The organism is Nocardia sp. NPDC056100 (genome assembly GCF_042266325.1).
Taxonomy (GTDB): Bacteria; Actinomycetota; Actinomycetes; order Mycobacteriales; family Mycobacteriaceae; genus Nocardia.
The window spans coordinates 1,352,397-1,368,164 of the sequence record NZ_JBHJVY010000004.1 but is presented as its reverse complement, the minus strand read 5'-3'; the positions used below and the strand labels follow the sequence as shown (position 1 = coordinate 1,368,164).

The following is a 15,768-nucleotide window of genomic DNA, read 5'->3' as shown; positions in this document are numbered from 1 at the left end:
GGATCGCTGTAGATCACCCGGGTGATCTGACTGGATTCGGTGATCACGGTAAGCCGTACAAAGACCTGAAGATTCACCTGCCCGATCGCGCCGGACACCGAGACCCGGGTGTTCTCCAGATCGATCGACGAAACCGGCGTGGTCATCGGAAATTTCGCCAGCGAGGTCTCGGTGACGGTGCCGGGTTCGATGGCGAGCGCGAGGGAGTGCGAGGGGATGACGTCCACCGCCATCCCGATCGACGGATTCAGCGAAGGTCCGCCTGCGCCGAGGCCGACTCCGATGCTGGGGACGATGGACAGGCTGGGGGTGTTGACGGTGACGGTCGCCGAGGTCAGTTCCCAGGGGTACGCGACCGCGAATCCCACCTCGAGGCTGACATCCTTCGCCTGGACTCCGGCGGGCAGATCCACCTGGCCGATCGCGATACCGCTGAGATAGGCGGCACGACTGAGCGGGCTACCGTCCAGTGGCGGAACCACTTTCAGCGCGGTGTCGGCCTCGGTGATTCGAAGATGCGTGCTGTCGAGCGCGGTGGCGTCGATCTGATGCCGGATGGTCACTCCGAGTGCGGCGGGATCGATGAAATCCGCTGTGGCAGTGGGTTCCGACGCGAACGCGCCGAGTACCAGGCCCGCCACGATCCAGGTACGACGCGTGGGCCGCCACTTGCCAGCCGTGACGAGCGTTGCCGTCGAGAACATTTCGGAAGCCTCCAGTGAAGAGCGAGCGCGGTTGATCCGCGGGGGCGGTGAACAAGGAAGGACGAAACAGGTCGAAAACAGCGAAATCTATTGCCACACAACCGATACGGAGTGCATGCCGCTATCCGGAAGCACCCGGCGCGTTTGACTGAGGGAAAGTAACAGTCCCAGACAGTCTCGGTCCACAGCTTCCTCAACCCCGGTGACCAACAGCACATTCGACCACGTTCGCCCTTCCGTCAGGCGGCGCGTTTTCTGCGCCGGGTACGGCGCTTGAACAGCCAGGTGGACAGGCCCGTGACAGCGAGGGCCAGCGGGGCCAGGCCGAACAGCAGCCAGAGAATTCGCCACCAGCCGTTGACCAGCCAGCCGAAATGAGCCGGTTCGAAGATCTTGTCGTAGAACTTGTTCGCGACAGGCCGGCCGTCACCCGTCTCGGTCACCGAAATATCGGTCGCATCATGGGAATTGACGTAGACGACGATATCGCCGCTGTAGAAGGCGCGATGCGCGTAAGGCGAGTAGCCGCTGGCGATCGCGGCGCGGTAGTAGTCGGCGCCTTCGGCGGGCAGCATCAGATAGGCCAGCCTGCCCGGCACCGCGCGCAGGGCGGCATCGGTCGCCTCGGTGACCGATATCGGCGGGGTCCGCGGTGGCACCTGGCGTGGGGTGAAGCCGTCATCGGCCAGTTCGGCGACCGTTTTGCCGCCGGTCGAGACCAACCAGGCGTCCTTCACCGCGGGCAGTTCGAGGGTCGCTCCGGTAATCCCCCACAGGAGCAGAAACGGGACGCTGATGATGCCGATTACGTTGTGCAGGTCACGATCTCGCGCGAATCCGCCTTTGCGCCAGCGCACCCGGAAGCCGTGGCTCATGCGGCGCAGCGACGGCCACCAGATGATCGCGCCCGAGACCGCGAGCAGGATCAGCAGGAGTCCGAGACCACCGAGAATCACCGCGGCCCAGGTGATATCGAGTAGCGGCGGATTGCCGTTGAGTGCGGCGATGCCGCCGGTGTAGCCGACGCAGCCGAAGGCGCAATCGTGCACGTTGACCAGCAGGCCGAGGACACCGCGGGTGAGGCTCGCGCTGCCGTTGATCCGGCCGGTGCCGGGATCGATGGCGTAGGCGGCGGTGAAGTCGGTATTGCCGACCGCGATGATGCCGTCGTCGGCACCGACCCATCCGACACTGAAATCCGGGTCGGCGGCCTGTACCAGGCTCACCGCCTGATCGAGATCGATGACAGCGGGACCATCGGTGTGCGCATAGAACGAACTGTGACTCAGACGGAACAGGTCCGCGTGGTACAGCAGGATCGCACCGGAGGTGGTCTGCACGACGAGCAGCAGCCCGAGGATGAGAGAAGACCAGCGGTGGATGGCGATTAGGCTGCGGCGCAACGGTTTTCGGCTGCGGCGACGCGTGCTTGCCGCAGGCTTACCGCGGCGCGGTGTAGGTGCGGCATCGGTGGCGCTACCCCTTCCCGGCATGATCGTCGGATTCATGAGGGTAGGCTAACCTAGCTAAAGGTCAACCGGTACAGGTACGTTTCGAGGACCGCGCGAGCGGGACACGACAGAGTCCCAGACAATGGGTTACAGCAGCATGGGACTCTGCCGCGCGGGCTGGAAGCTTCCTATCGGGCCAGCACGTCCCGCAGAGCGGCGGCGAAACCGTCCGGATCGCCCTGCTGACCGAACTCGCCATCGAGGAAACCGCCGTGATGGCTGGGGAACTCGACCGGCTTCGAGCCGAGCTGCTCGGCGACCGCGATACCGGCACGGTAGGGCAGTTCACCTTCCGACTCCACGCCGATCGCGATCACGATACGGGTCGCGGCGGTGCGCAGGGCCTCGAAATCGTGGGTGTAGTGGGTGGTCGCAACGAGGTTCTGCCCCAGCAGCGCATCATCGCGGCTGCCATCGTCGGCGACCGGGAGGCCGAACATCGCGGGATCCGCGGCAAGCGTGGCGAAGTCAGCGGGAATCTCACCCTTCAGACTGATCAGGCTGATGAACTTGGCCATGGCGACGCCGAATCCGGCGCTGCGGTAGAGCTCGTGAATATGCGCGGTCGCCGCCAGCGCCCGCGCACTGTCCGGAACGTAGCGCACGGCCGGCGGCTCATGAGCGATGAGGGTACGAACCGTATCGGGATGCTTGGCCACCAGCGCCAGCGCGTTGACCGCACCGCCACTGCTGGCGAACACATCGACCGGCCCATCACCGAGTGCGTCGATGACCTGACGCAGATCATCCACGTGCACATCAGGATTGGACGCACTCGCGGGATCGGCCTTCGTACTGCGGGCGATCCCGCGCGGATCGTAGGTGACCACCGTGCGGTCCGGAAACCGATCGGCCAGACTGACGAAGCCGCTCGCGTCCATGGGCGTCCCGATCAACATCAGGATCGGTTCCACACCGGCGGGTTCGGCCGCGCGTACGTCGTAAACAATTGTGGCACCGGAAGTTTCAATGGTGCGGGTCTTCAACTCAGCCATGACAGGCGTTTCCTCTTTGCGTTCGATTGTCGATGGAATCGGAGATGAATCCGAAACACGTTCCGCGAGTGCGGAATTCACCACAATCATCGCCAGGAATCAACCTGCGCAACAAGCGGTGAATCCGCCACGCTGGATGTAATCGAACTCAACAATCTCCCGCTGCAGCGAGGTCAGTCCTTGCGGGTGTAGCGCCGGGACGCAAGCGGCGCGAACACTACGAGCAGGCCGATAGACCATGCGACGGTGGTGATCACGGGGTGGGCGAGTGGCCAGGGGCCGGTCGGGGCGGCGGCATTCCCGAACAGGTCGCGGACCGCGGTGATCGCCGCGCTGAACGGGCTCCACTCGGCGAATGTGCCCAGCCAGGCGGGCATGCTCGATGTGGGGACGAAGGCGTTGGAGACCATGACGAAGGCGAGAATGACCGGAGCCAGTTGCTGCACCACTTCCTCGTCCCGGATCGCCAGGCCGAGGAAGATCCCCACCCAGGTGAGGGCGTAACCGAAGAGTGCCAGCACGGCGAATCCGGCCAGCGTGCGCGCGAATCCGTCGTGCGCCTGCCATCCCACCAGCAGGCCGACCACGGCCATGACCGCGATCGACATGACCGACAGCAGCAGCTGGCTCAGGCTCGCGCCGAACGGCACCGCGAAACGCGCCATCGGCATCGCTCGAAATCGCTCGGTCACGCCATTACGCGCATCGTGGGCGGCAGCGCCCGCGGCAACCACCATGCCCGTCCCGGCCACGAGGACGAAGGCCGCCGGGATGATCTGCTCCCGGTACGAGGAGCCGGGGAGCGCGTCACGGAGCGACCCGCCGAAGACGTATCCGAAGACGAGCACCAAGCCGATCGGGCCCGCGAGGTTCGCGGCGAGCAGGGCGGGATTTCGCTTGAGCGCCAAGAGATTACGGTAAAGGATACTCATGCCGTCGACGAGAGCGTTGCTCCGCTCGGCCTGCTGCGTGCTCATGCGTACTCCTTGGTCAGGGCCAGGTAGGCCTCGTCGAGCGTGGGATCGGACAGTCCGATGTCGAGGACCTCGACATCGGAGTCGGTGAGGGCGTTCAGCAGTGGGGGCAAGGCGATCGACCCGGTTTCGACTCGACCCGTGAGCGCGGCTTCCCGCTGCTGTTCGACCAGGCCGCTGACTCCCAGTGCCGTGAGGACGTCAATTGCGTTGCGCCGGTCCGACTCTCGGGTCAGCTGGACGGTGAGTCGCTGTCCGATTCGCGCCTTCAGGTCGCGTGGCGTGCCATCGGCGATGATCTGTCCTGCGGCGAGCACCGCCACGCGGTCGGCCAGCTGATCGGCCTCGTCGAGGTACTGGGTGGTGAGGAAAACGCTCGTACCGTCCTGCGCCAGTTGGCGAACCGTCGCCCAGATCTCGCTGCGGCTGCGCGGGTCCAGGCCGGTTGTCGGTTCGTCGAGGAACAGTAGTGCCGGTCGCCGGATCAGACTGGACACGATGTCGAGCCGCCGCCGCATGCCGCCGGAGTAGGTGGCGACGGGGCGATCAGCGGCATCGATCAGGCCGTACTGCTCCAGCAATTCGTCGGCCGATTCGCGGGCATCCGCGCCGGACAGTCCGTACAGCCTGCCCAGCACGTTCAGGTTCTCCCTGCCGCTCAGGCGGTCGTCGAGGCTGGTGCGCTGCCCGATCACGCCGATCATGGCTCGCACTCGCGCGGCCTCGGTGACGACGTCGGCTCCGAACACCAGGGCCTGCCCGGCGGTGGGCGCGGCCAGCGTGGTTAGGATCCGGTTCAGGGTGGTCTTGCCGGAGCCGTTGGCACCCAGCAGCCCGAACACCGTGCCCGCCTCGATCGTCAGATCGACGCCGTTCAAGGCGGTGACCTGACCCTCGCCCTTTCCATATGTCTTGACCAGTCCCCGCGCGTGAATCACGCCGGGCGCTTCGTGGTTCATCTCAGCTCCCCATTAGTGCGATCAATGTTCGCAGTAAACGTACATCAGATCTGCGAACAGTGCATGCAGTAAGCTGCTCGCATGGATGACGACGGCGCACCGCGCCCGGTGATCTGGATGCGTGACCCATCCCCTCGCCGCGGGCCGCGGCCGACGCACACCCGCCAGGAGATCGCACAGGTGGCGATGTCCATCGCCGATGAGCAGGGGCTGGACGCCGTCTCGATCCGAGCGGTCGCCAAAGAGCTCGGGGCAGGGGCGGCATCGCTCTACCGCTACATCGACTCCAAAGCCGACCTGTACGACCTCATGGTCGACGCGGCCACCGCCGAATTCAGCCTCCCGAATGCACCAAGCGGCGACCAGCGAGCCGACCTCACCACGATCGGGAATCGCGCCAGGGCCGTCTACCAGCGCCACCCCTGGGCAATCACCTTGTCCTCCAACGCATCCTGGGGACCACACGTCCAGGCCTACATGGAGTTCTTCCTAGCGGTACTGAAACCGACAGGCCTGAACGCCCGCCAACAACTCGAACTGATCGCCCACTTCAACGCCTCCGTCGCCACCTTCGCCGCCCACGAACGTCAGCAGACCGACCAGCCCGGCAACCCCGAAGCGCTACAAGCTCGAATGATGCACCTGAAACAGATCGCCGAAAACCCGGAACTCCCCCACCTGTCCACCGCCGTCGCCACCATGCTGAACTCCACACCGGAAGACACCGACCCCGACAAGCTGTTCCGCCGATCCCTCGACCGATTGATCGACACCATCCCAGCCCAGACCGACGGCTGAGAATACGAAACACAAAAGGCCGGATCCGATTTCGGATCCGGCCTTTTGCGATGGGTGGAGCTAAGGGGACTCGAACCCCTGACCCCCACACTGCCAGTGTGGTGCGCTACCAGCTGCGCCATAGCCCCATGTGTGGATTTGCTTGCGGGGCGTGCCCCGCTTGCTTGAACGAAGTTACACGATGCGGGTTGGGCAAACCAAATCGCCTGCACAAAGGGTGGCGGGGGCGATCTTCTGGGGGTAGGGTCGAACACATGTTCGATAGCGGAGAGGCGGAGGCTATGGGCGATGGGGAGCTGATCGAGGCACTGCGGCGGGCGCACGGGGCGGCGGCGTTCGCGCAGGCGGCGGAGATCACGGCTATTCGGGAGGTGTATCGGCGGCATCGGGCCGAGAATGCCGAACCCGGGCCGGGCGGGGTGCGGGCGGGGGAATTCGCGGCGGCGGAGGTGGCGGTCGCGGTGCATGTGTCCGAGGGGGTGGCGGCGGCGCTCATCGATATCGGGCTGGCGTTGGATTCGCTACCGCAGACTCGGAAGGCATTCGCTGCCGGGCGGATCGATCTGTCTCGGGTGCAGGTGATCGCCGAAGCTATGCGGGGGCTCACGCGCGAGGTGCGAGAAGCGTTGGAGCCCAAGCTTATCGACGCTGCTACCCGGACCGATCCGGGGCGGCTGCGGCAGACGGCGCGGCGGTGGATCATTCGCCTCGATAGCGCGGGAGAACAGCAGCGGCGTGAAGAACGTGAGACCGATCGCGATGTGCGCATTCGCGCCGTCGCCGACGGGATGGCGGTTTTCGACGGACTGCTTCCGGCGGCCGGCGCGCAGACGCTGGCCATGCGGCTGCGCGAGATGAGTCTCCAAGTCTGCGAGGACGATCCGCGCAGCATGCCGCAGCGCCGCGCCGACGCCCTGGTCGCGCTGGCCGACGGCACCGGGCGACTGCGGTGCGGGTGCACGCGCGGAAAATACTGCCCGCAGGCGGGAGCGCCTTCGGCTCCGCGCCGGCCGCTCATTCAGGTCGGCATGTCCTCGGACACGCTGCTCGGGCTCCGCGACGATCCGGCCTACCTCTCCGGCTACGGACCCGTCGACGCCGCTCTCGCCCGCACCCTCGCCGAACACGCACGCTTCCAGGTGATTCCGGAATACTTCGCCCCGGCCGAACCGGAAGGTGATGCGGAAGCACCCGCCGCACGTACCGTTGGCAATCACCCCGCGGGCACCAAGCGCGGCCGGTCCGAAGCGAAATCCTCTACGCCCCAAGCACTCCCGGAATCCTCGAACGAGCCCGATGTGCCGACCGCACGCCGTGCGATAGCGCCGAAAGCCCCGTGGGAACGCATCCCCGGCATGCCCGGCGGCCAATCCCACGCGCCGACACCCGACCCGCTCAGCGCGGCGGTGCGGCACCCCGATCCAGCCGCACCGCAACCCGCCGCGCAACACGACGATTTCGCCGCGATGGCATTGCGCCGAATCGCACGAGCCGACTCGGGCGTCTCCGATGAACTGCGCCGCGCCGCGCAACAAGCGGTGTCCAGCCTGGCCGACGCCGCTCGACACGATGCGGGAGTGGCGGCCGCGAACTCACCGGGAGATCTGCGGCCCGCGATAGAGGCACGCGCAACGGAGGGCGCACGGAGCACGGTAGAACATACGGCGTCGAGCTCGTCGGACGGTGCGCAATCCGATGCGGTTCAAGCCGTTTCGCGCGCATCGCAATATCTGCGGACTGGTGCGGCCGAGGCAGCCTCGAGCTCGACCGAAGGGTTGCGACGCGGTGGGGCGCAGAGGAATCCGGCTGTCGCCGAGGTTTTGCGGTCCGCGGCGGAGCAGGCGGATACCGGATCGCCGGAAGCGCTGCGGGCGGCCGCACGCCGAGCGGCGGGCACCGGAGTGCCTGGGGCGCACCCTGCGGGTTCGAAGCGTCGGCCGGCTCCCGCATCCGCGAATGCGGCTGTGCTGCATCCGTTCTCGGCAGCTCCCCCGCGTGAGATCCGGGCCTTCGACGGTCTGTGCCGATTTCCCGGTTGCACCATGCCCGCCGCGGAAACACTGGTGACGCAGTTCGATCCGCTGCGTCTGCGCCGTGCACCGCAGACCAGTGCGGCTCCGCGCGCGGTGCTGTGCTCGCATCACCACCGGCTCAAGGCGCTCGCGGACAGCGGGAAACAGCCTTGGCGCGTCTATCTCGCCGATACCGACCGCATGCGCTGGATCGACCCGACCGGCGAATCCCACGAAACCATTCGCGAGGGCGCGCGATATCTCTTCCCGCACACCGATATAGACGCACCCACCGTTGCGACCCCGCACCTGCACCTGGCTCCCGAAGGGGCGCTGGATGCCCCAATCCCCTTCTGCCCCTTCAACACCGATATCTGCTACCCCCTGGACACCCACGTCCTACTCCACCCCCAACTAACCCGCACCACCCCCGAGAACGACATCCCCGCCACCCCGGCCCGCCCCGCACCCCGGTGAGCGCCGCCGCGCGGCACCGCGGTCCACACCACCCACTACCCCACCACGACGATCGAGACGCAGCCGATCACGCACCACGACAGCACCACCGCAGGTCCGCCTCGATCCGAAACCTATTCCCGCTCAATCGAGTCCGCCCCTGACCAAGGGACCGCGCTGCCAGCACGGTTCCCTGCCCGGGGCGCGGCTCTCCTGTGGCCCCGATGGGCCGCGCCCCACCAATTCTCTTGCACCCCAACACCCGGAGTCGCGACTGGCACACGACTCCTCGGGGGTGCGGCCGACCCGAACGGCCGCACCCCACCCGAACGGCAGTGCCGCTTAGCCGGAATTACTTGGCGGCGTTCTGGACCCAGTCTTCGTTGTTCACGTCGATCTTCTTGCCGTCGAGGAAGACCGAGGGGGTGGCTACGCGGTCGCCGGAGGCGGAGGTGAGGGCCTTCATGGCGGATTCGGCGTGGTTGCGGGCCGAGTCGAGGCGGTCGCCCTTGGTGATGCAGGTGAGGGCGTCGGCGGAGGCGCCGGCGTCCTTGGCGATGGCTACGAGTTCCTGGTTGTTGTGGTCGGAGCCGCCTTCGGAGGGCTGCTGGGTGGTGAAGAGCAGGGAGTGGAATTTGGCGTAGGCGGGGCCGTCACCGGCCTGGGCCACACATTCGTTGGCGGCGATGGCGCGGGTGGAGTAGTCCTTGCTGCCGGACTTGGGATCCAGGAAATTGACCAGGCGGTACCGGACCGCCAATTTGCCCTCGTCGACCTGCTGGGCGATTTCCTGACCGTACAGCTTCTCCAGCTGACCGCAGGCGGGGCACAGCGGGTCTTCATAGACGTCAATGGTTTTGGTGGCGTCCGGCTTGCCCAGGACGATCGCGCCGTCGGAGTCCATGGCCACCGAGACGCCGGGGTTGTGCGAAGGTCCGTAGCCGTCATTGCGGATCGAATCGCTGCCGCCCTTATTCCATTGGGAGACAGCGAAGATGATCAACGCGACCACCACCACGGCCACTGCGCCGAGGGCGTAGGTGGTCTTGCTCGATACCGGCCGCGGGGTGTGTTTCGAAGACGGTGCGTTCACCCCGCACACTCTGCACCACAACCACCCGCATCGGCCAGGCGGCCCCGCGAGCGTGTCGCCCCGGCCGCGAGAACCGAGCGGTTACGCCCCGGTGGTGACGGCGGGTTCCCTGCGGCGCAGGGTTTCCGGCACCGCCAGCCACACCGCCGAAGCCGACGCCAGAATGACACCGGTGACCCCGAGCGCCACCCCGTAGGACACCTGATCGGCGAGCATGCCGATCAGATACGGTCCCAGGAACGTGCCCAGATCCGCGGACATCTGATACCCCGCCAGCACCGGCCCGCCGCGCACCCCGGGCCCGACGATATCGGCGACCGCGGCCTGCAAAGCGGGCGAGAACATTCCGGACCCGATCCCCGCGATACACGAGGCCACCAGCAGCCACGGGAACGTCGACGCCAGCCCCAGCCCGGCCGTGCCGAGCGCGCACACCAGCGTCCCGGCGATCAGGAACGGCTTGCGGCCCAGCTGATCCGACCATCGGCCGGACAGGAACAGCACCGCGGCATTACCGGCCGCGAACACCGTCAACGCGACACCCGCCAGCCCCGCGTCCTTGTGCAGCACCTCCACCACGATCAACGGCACCAATGCCATTCGCACACCGAAAACCGCCGCGCCATTACCGAAATTCGCCCACAGCGCCGCCCGGTACGCGGGCCGTGCCAGCCCCTCCCGGAACGTCATGGCCGCCGAACCATTGGCCGCCTCCGGGACCGCCAGCGGCGAATCCCGCAGCGCCACATACACGATCAAGCTGGCGATGAGCAGCGCGATGCAATAGATGATGAATGGCGCACGCAGCCCGAGGAACGACAGCGCACCACCCACCAGCGGCCCGCTGATCGAGCCGATCAGGAAGCTCGTCGAGTACACCCCCGACACCCGCCCGCGCTCCAGCGGCGGCGAAATCCGGATCACCAGCGCCAGCGAGGACACCGTGAACATGGTCGACCCGATACCGCCGAGCGACCGCAACACCAGCAGCTGCCAATAACTTTGGGCGAACGCGCACGCGCCGGTCGAGATCGCCACGATGATCAAACCGGTCAGATACACCGGCCGCTCACCGAGCTTCTGCACCAGCCGCCCGCCCAGCGGCGCGAACACCAGCCGCATGAGCGCGAACGCGCTGACGATGAACGACGCCGCCGCGACACCGACCCCGAAACTCCGGGCGAACTGCGGTAGCGCGGGTGCGACCAAACCGAATCCGATGGCAATGGTGAACGCGGCTCCCACCAGCACCCAGATCTCGACCGGTAGAGCCTTGGATCTATTCACCAGCTAAAGCCCGTCCCACCATCTCCTCCGCGGCCGCCTGCACCTGTGTCAGATGCTCGGGGCCTTGGAACGATTCCGCGTAGATCTTGTACTTGTCCTCGGTGCCCGAGGGCCGGGCGGCGAACCAGGCGTTCTCGGTGGTGACCTTCACCCCGCCCAGCGCCGCGCCATTGCCCCGCGCCCTGGTCTGGATGCCGGTGATCGGCTCCCCGGCTATCTCTTTCGCGGTGATCATGTCCGGCGTCAACGCCGCCAGCCGCGCCTTCTGTTCCACGGTGGCACTCGCGTCCACCCGGTTGTAGGCCGGACTGCCGTAGCGCTTCTCGAGTTCGGTGTAGCGCGTGGACGGGCTCTGCCCGGTGACCGCGGTGATCTCCGCGGCCAGCAATGCCAGCAGAATGCCGTCCTTATCGGTGGTCCACACGGTGCCGTCCATGCGCAGGAAGGACGCGCCCGCGCTCTCCTCACCACCGAAAGCCAGGCTGCCGCTGAACAATCCGGGCACGAACCATTTGAACCCGACCGGCACCTCGTACACATCGCGGCCGAGCACACCCACCACGCGATCGATCATCGACGAGGTGACCACCGTCTTACCGATCTTGGTCAGTGCGTCCCAGCCCATCCGGTTGGCGATCAGATATTCGATCGCCACCGCCAGGAAGTGATTCGGATTCATCAGTCCCGCATCGGGAGTCACGATGCCGTGCCGGTCGGCGTCGGCGTCATTACCCGTGGAGATGTCGTAATCGTCGCGAATCGCCACCAGCGAGGCCATGGCATAGCGCGAGGACGGATCCATCCGGATCTTGCCGTCACTGTCCAGGGTCATGAAGCGCCAGGTCGGATCGACGAACGGATTGACCACCTCGAGTTCGAGGTCGTACCGCTGCCCGATCTCCTCCCAGTAATCCACGCTCGCGCCGCCCATCGGATCGGCGCCGAGGCGAATCCCGGCACCCCGAATCGCGTCCAGATTCAGCACATTGGGTAGGTCCCCGATATACCGATCGAGATAGTCGTAGCGTTCGACCTTATGCGCCAGGGCATGCGCGAGACTGGTGCGCCGCACATCGGCCAGCCCGCCGCGCAACAGCTCGTTGGCGCGCGCGGCAATCGCGTCGGTGGCGACGGTATCGGCCGGTCCACCGTGCGGCGGATTGTATTTGAACCCGCCGTCACGCGGCGGATTGTGCGAGGGCGTCACCACGATGCCATCGGCCTGATGCCGGGTGCCGCCGCGATTGTGCCGCAGCACCGCATGACTCAAAGCCGGTGTGGGCGTGTACCTGTCACGCGAATCGATAATGGCGGTGACGTCATTGGCGGCGAGCACCTCCAGCGCGGTGGTCCAGGCCGGTTCGGACAGCGCGTGCGTATCGCGCGCCAGATACACCGGGCCGGTGATGCCGCGGGTGGCGCGATATTCGACGATGGCCTGGGTGATGGCGAGAATGTGCGCCTCGTTGAACGCGTTGTCCAGACTCGACCCGCGATGACCCGAGGTGCCGAAGGTGACCAGCTGCGCCGGATCCGCCGGATCGGGAATCCGGCTGTAGTAGGCCGTCACCAAGTGCGCGATATCCTCGAGGTCCGTGGCGCGCGCCGGTCGCCCGGCCCGATCATGCGCCATGCTCGCACCTCCCTTCCGTATCGCCTGTGCCCGGCTGGTCATCAGGATCACGGGGACACCGCCACTACGTTCGCCACCGCATAGCTGTAAGCGCCCTCCTCAGTCCTTCGAACCGATACCCATTCGAACCTACTGAACGTGGTCAGCACGGATGTGCCCAGTGGAACGACACTATCGAATCGATGTGCCACCGCGCGATCCAACGGTTTCCGGCCCGCTAGCTCCTCACTCACCACCTGCCCCCAATCGTCGCCGTGCCGCCACATCGCTCCCCCGAAGTCGCCGGGCGCGGAAGATGTCCGGCCCATTCGAGCCAGTCTACGAACTTCCGCCGCCAACGTGCGCAAGGTGGCGAAGCAGTCGAGCACACGAGTTCCGACGATAGGGACGACTACCCTCCTGTTCAGTTTGCTAAACCGTTGCCCTTCGGCGTGTTGCTGAACCGGAACAGCACCCGGGAACTGCGAGGATAGTGCCGCTTGCCCGGAGTTGTCCCATCGGTATCGAGGAGAGCCAAGTTGGCGGTGCGGCAGTTGATCAGAAGCATGCTGGTCCGGAGCTGCGGCATCGCCGCAGCGGCGATCGCCGTCATGGCGTCCGCACCGGCGGCGCACGCGGGAGCGATATACCCGATCGCGGATCCCGACGGGTTCTACTACGCCCCAGGAAATCTCGGCTCGACCGCGCCCGGCGATGTGCTGCGGTCGCGAAATGTGCCCTCCCCGTGGCCCGGCGCCACGGTATGGCAGTTGCTGTTCCACTCCACCGATTCATCGGGCGGGCCCATCGCCGCGATGACCACGCTGATCATGCCCGGCGGGCCGGGGCCCAAGCCGCTGGTCTCGTATCAGCCGTTCGTCAATTCGCTTGGGCTGCAGTGCGCTCCGTCGCATGCGCTGTTCGACGGCGGGCTCAAGGAGTCGGCGGCGCTGAATCTGCTGCTGGCCAGGGGCTGGGCGGTCGCGGTCCCCGACCATCTAGGCCCGGACAGTGCGTACGGCGCGGCTCGCATGGGTGGTCAGATCACCCTGGACGGCATTCGCGCGGCCGAACGATTCGCCCCTGCGGGACTGGGGAATTCCCCGGTCGGCATGGTCGGATACTCCGGCGGGGCGATGGCGACGGGCTTCGCGGGCGCACTCGCCCCGGAGTACGCGCCGGAACTGAATATCGTCGGGCTCGCGCAGGGCGGGGTGCCGGTGAATCCGGGCAAGATCGCCATACAGGTCGGCGATGTCCCGCATCCGCTGTTCGGGCTGGGGTTCGCGGTGGCCATCGGCATGGAGCGTGAGTACCCGAGTCAGGTGCCGCTCGACAACGCGCTGACCCCGGCGGGGTACGCGCTGCGCGACCGGATCGCGAATTCCTGTGTGGATGACATCATCTCGGCCGGGGCCGGGCACACCATCAGCGAGGTCTTCCATCGCGGTATGGAGAACGATCCCTCGCTCATCGCGGCCTTCCACGACAACGCGCTGGAGATCTACCCCGGCGTGCCCCGGGTCCCGGTCTACGAATGGCACGGCGGCAATGATCAGGTGCCGCTGGATCTCGCGCTCGGCACCGCGGGACGCTACTGCGCCTCCGGCACCCCGGTGCAGTTCGACATCATCCCCGGCACCGATCACGCCACGGCGATCCTGCCCGGCGCGATCAACGCCTACGGCTACCTGGCGGACCGTTTCGCGGGCAGGCCCGCACCATCCAACTGCCACTGAGGTTTTCAGCGGCAGATAAGTAGAAAGCGGCCCCGCTCACGTCGTTGTGAGCGGGGCCGCTGTCCGTTGATTCGGGTTCGAATCTCAGTGCGCCAGAACGGGTTCGCCCTCGGAGGGGACGGGTACGTTGTTCGGCATGATGAAACCGGTGATCACCGCGCCGACCACGAAGATCGCGGCGGCCCACCAGAAGGTGGTGGTGTAGCTGCGCACGGCGGCTTCGGCCAGTACCGCGGGGGTCGCGGGACCGTGGTCGGAGACGTAGTTGCCGAGGGCGGTGGCGGCCAGCGTGCTCAGCAGCGCGGTGCCGATGGAACCGCCGACCTGCTGGCTGGTGTTCACCATGGCCGAGGCAACGCCCGCGTCCTCATGCTCCACACCGGAGGTCGCGCCGATGAAGGCGGTCGACATCGCGGTACCCAGGCCGACGCCCATCAGGATGAGGCTGGGCAGGATGTGGCTGGCGTACGCGGTGTCCACGCCGATCCGGGTGAGCAGCGCCATACCCAGTGCGGCGATCAGGAATCCGGCGACGACGGTCACCTTCGGGCCGACCTTGGGCACCAGCAGCGACGGCACCGTGGTCGAGGAGGCGACCATGCCCGCCACCATGGGCAGGAAGGCCACGCCGGTGATGATCGGCGAGTAACCCAGCTGCTGCTGCATGTAGTAGGTCAGGAACAGGAACATGGCGAACATGCCGATGCCGATGGCGAAGACGGTCATGTAGGACGCGCCGCGGGTGCGGTCCAGCACCACGCGCAGCGGCAGCAGCGGATTGGCGACCCGCTGTTCCAGTGCGAAGAACACGCCGAGCAGTACCACGCCGCCGATCAGGAAGCCGAGCGTCGCCGAGTTGGTCCAGCCGTCGGATTCGGCCTTGGAGAAGCCGTACACGATGGAGAACAGCGCCGCGGTCACCGCGAGGGTGCCGGGGATATCCAGCTTGGGCCGGGTGGTGGCGGTGTGCTTGGCCAGCAGCAGGATCGCGCCGACCAGTGCGACGGCCGCGAAGACCAGGTTCACGTACATGACCCAGCGCCACGACGCCCATTCGGTGAGCGCGCCGCCGAGCAGCAGACCCAGCGCGCCGCCGGCACCGGCGATGGCGCCGAAGATGCCGAACGCCTTGGCGCGTTCCTTGGGCTCGGTGAAGGTCACGGTGAGCAGCGACAGTGCGGCGGGCGCCAGCAGTGCGCCGAAGACGCCCTGGGCCACGCGAGCACCGACCAGCACCTCGAAGGAGGGTGCGGCGCCACCGACCGCGGAGGCGGCCGCGAAGCCGATCAGGCCGACGATGAAGGTGGTGCGGCGGCCGAACAGATCGGAGAGTCGTCCGCCGAGCAGCAGCAGGCTGCCGAAGGCGAGGGCGTATCCGGTGACGACCCACTGCCGGTCGCCGTTGGAGAAGCCGAGGTCGAGCTGGGCTTCGGGGAGTGCGATATTCACGACGGTCGCATCGAGTACGACCATCAGCTGGGCAACGCCGAGTACGGCGAGCACCCACCAGCGCATGGCATGTGATCCACGGCGACCGTCTCCGGTCGTCGGCGCGGCTACTGCCTTCTCTTTCTCGAGAGCTGTCGTCATGGTGGTTTCCTTGTCCCCTAGGATTAGCGGAGATGCCA

General features: G+C 66.6%; 12 protein-coding genes and 1 tRNA gene. 3 read left to right on the top strand and 10 right to left on the bottom strand.

All coding sequences use genetic code 11. From position 1 onward, the window contains the following. The 5 genes from ACFC0O_RS36640 to ACFC0O_RS36620 form a co-directional block, all read right to left on the bottom strand. A partial coding sequence (locus tag ACFC0O_RS36640; protein ID WP_375966339.1) for an MspA family porin occupies positions 1–704 on the bottom strand: 704 nt, incomplete at its 3' end. A 239-nt stretch (positions 705–943) separates the two neighbouring features. Continuing rightward, entirely contained in the window at positions 944–2,212 is a 1,269-nt protein-coding gene (locus ACFC0O_RS36635; protein ID WP_375966336.1) for a PepSY-associated TM helix domain-containing protein, read from the bottom strand. A gap of 131 nt (positions 2,213–2,343) precedes the next feature. Beyond that, on the bottom strand, positions 2,344–3,210 hold the full coding sequence (locus ACFC0O_RS36630; protein WP_375966334.1) for an alpha/beta fold hydrolase: 867 nt from the start codon (positions 3,208–3,210) through the stop codon (positions 2,344–2,346). A gap of 173 nt (positions 3,211–3,383) precedes the next feature. Further along, entirely contained in the window at positions 3,384–4,187 is an 804-nt protein-coding gene (locus ACFC0O_RS36625) for an ABC transporter permease (protein WP_375966331.1), read from the bottom strand. Beyond that, positions 4,184–5,143: an ABC transporter ATP-binding protein gene (locus ACFC0O_RS36620; protein ID WP_375966328.1), complete on the bottom strand. Its 960-nt coding sequence runs from the start codon at positions 5,141–5,143 to the stop codon at positions 4,184–4,186. The genes ACFC0O_RS36625 and ACFC0O_RS36620 overlap by 4 nt, the downstream gene beginning before the upstream one ends. Positions 5,144–5,224: 81 nt before the next feature. On the opposite strand from ACFC0O_RS36620, the gene ACFC0O_RS36615 reads away from it, so the two are divergent. Beyond that, the gene (locus ACFC0O_RS36615) at positions 5,225–5,941 is read left to right on the top strand and encodes a TetR/AcrR family transcriptional regulator (RefSeq protein ID WP_375966325.1); all 717 of its coding nucleotides are present in this window, start codon (positions 5,225–5,227) and stop codon (positions 5,939–5,941) included. A 55-nt stretch (positions 5,942–5,996) separates the two neighbouring features. Here the strand turns inward: ACFC0O_RS36615 and ACFC0O_RS36610 are convergent. After that, positions 5,997–6,069, bottom strand: a tRNA-Ala gene (locus ACFC0O_RS36610). A 126-nt stretch (positions 6,070–6,195) separates the two neighbouring features. Here ACFC0O_RS36610 and ACFC0O_RS36605 point away from each other — a divergent pair. Beyond that, positions 6,196–8,430, top strand: coding sequence for a DUF222 domain-containing protein (locus ACFC0O_RS36605; RefSeq protein ID WP_375966323.1), 2,235 nt, complete (start codon positions 6,196–6,198; stop codon positions 8,428–8,430). Between the two features lie 331 nt (positions 8,431–8,761). Here ACFC0O_RS36605 and ACFC0O_RS36600 read toward each other — a convergent pair whose 3' ends face one another. The 3 genes from ACFC0O_RS36600 to pgm form a co-directional block, all read right to left on the bottom strand. Next, positions 8,762–9,502 carry a DsbA family protein gene (locus tag ACFC0O_RS36600; protein ID WP_375966320.1) on the bottom strand — a complete coding sequence of 247 codons (741 nt, stop codon included), beginning with the start codon at positions 9,500–9,502 and terminating at the stop codon, positions 8,762–8,764. A gap of 81 nt (positions 9,503–9,583) precedes the next feature. Continuing rightward, positions 9,584–10,792: an MFS transporter gene (locus ACFC0O_RS36595; RefSeq protein ID WP_375966502.1), complete on the bottom strand. Its 1,209-nt coding sequence runs from the start codon at positions 10,790–10,792 to the stop codon at positions 9,584–9,586. Beyond that, entirely contained in the window at positions 10,782–12,422 is a 1,641-nt protein-coding gene (gene pgm / locus ACFC0O_RS36590) for a phosphoglucomutase (alpha-D-glucose-1,6-bisphosphate-dependent) (RefSeq protein ID WP_375966317.1), read from the bottom strand. The genes ACFC0O_RS36595 and pgm overlap by 11 nt, the downstream gene beginning before the upstream one ends. Before the next feature lie 545 nt (positions 12,423–12,967). On the opposite strand from pgm, the gene ACFC0O_RS36585 reads away from it, so the two are divergent. Then, the gene (locus tag ACFC0O_RS36585; RefSeq protein ID WP_375966315.1) at positions 12,968–14,140 is read left to right on the top strand and encodes a lipase family protein; all 1,173 of its coding nucleotides are present in this window, start codon (positions 12,968–12,970) and stop codon (positions 14,138–14,140) included. Between the two features lie 84 nt (positions 14,141–14,224). On the opposite strand, the gene ACFC0O_RS36580 is transcribed toward ACFC0O_RS36585, so the two are convergent. Next, on the bottom strand, positions 14,225–15,730 hold the full coding sequence (locus ACFC0O_RS36580; RefSeq protein WP_364638980.1) for an MFS transporter: 1,506 nt from the start codon (positions 15,728–15,730) through the stop codon (positions 14,225–14,227). Between the last annotated feature and the right edge of the window lie 38 nt (positions 15,731–15,768).

Coding starts and splice junctions, on each gene's coding strand:
- ACFC0O_RS36585 (WP_375966315.1), top strand. CDS start 12,968: ATGCTGGTCCGGAGCTGCGGCATCGCCGCAGCGGCGATCGCCGTCATG.
- ACFC0O_RS36605 (WP_375966323.1), top strand. CDS start 6,196: ATGTTCGATAGCGGAGAGGCGGAGGCTATGGGCGATGGGGAGCTGATC.
- ACFC0O_RS36615 (WP_375966325.1), top strand. CDS start 5,225: ATGGATGACGACGGCGCACCGCGCCCGGTGATCTGGATGCGTGACCCA.
- ACFC0O_RS36620 (WP_375966328.1), bottom strand. CDS start 5,143: ATGAACCACGAAGCGCCCGGCGTGATTCACGCGCGGGGACTGGTCAAG.
- ACFC0O_RS36635 (WP_375966336.1), bottom strand. CDS start 2,212: ATGAATCCGACGATCATGCCGGGAAGGGGTAGCGCCACCGATGCCGCA.
- pgm (WP_375966317.1), bottom strand. CDS start 12,422: ATGGCGCATGATCGGGCCGGGCGACCGGCGCGCGCCACGGACCTCGAG.
- ACFC0O_RS36630 (WP_375966334.1), bottom strand. CDS start 3,210: ATGGCTGAGTTGAAGACCCGCACCATTGAAACTTCCGGTGCCACAATT.
- ACFC0O_RS36580 (WP_364638980.1), bottom strand. CDS start 15,730: ATGACGACAGCTCTCGAGAAAGAGAAGGCAGTAGCCGCGCCGACGACC.
- ACFC0O_RS36625 (WP_375966331.1), bottom strand. CDS start 4,187: ATGAGCACGCAGCAGGCCGAGCGGAGCAACGCTCTCGTCGACGGCATG.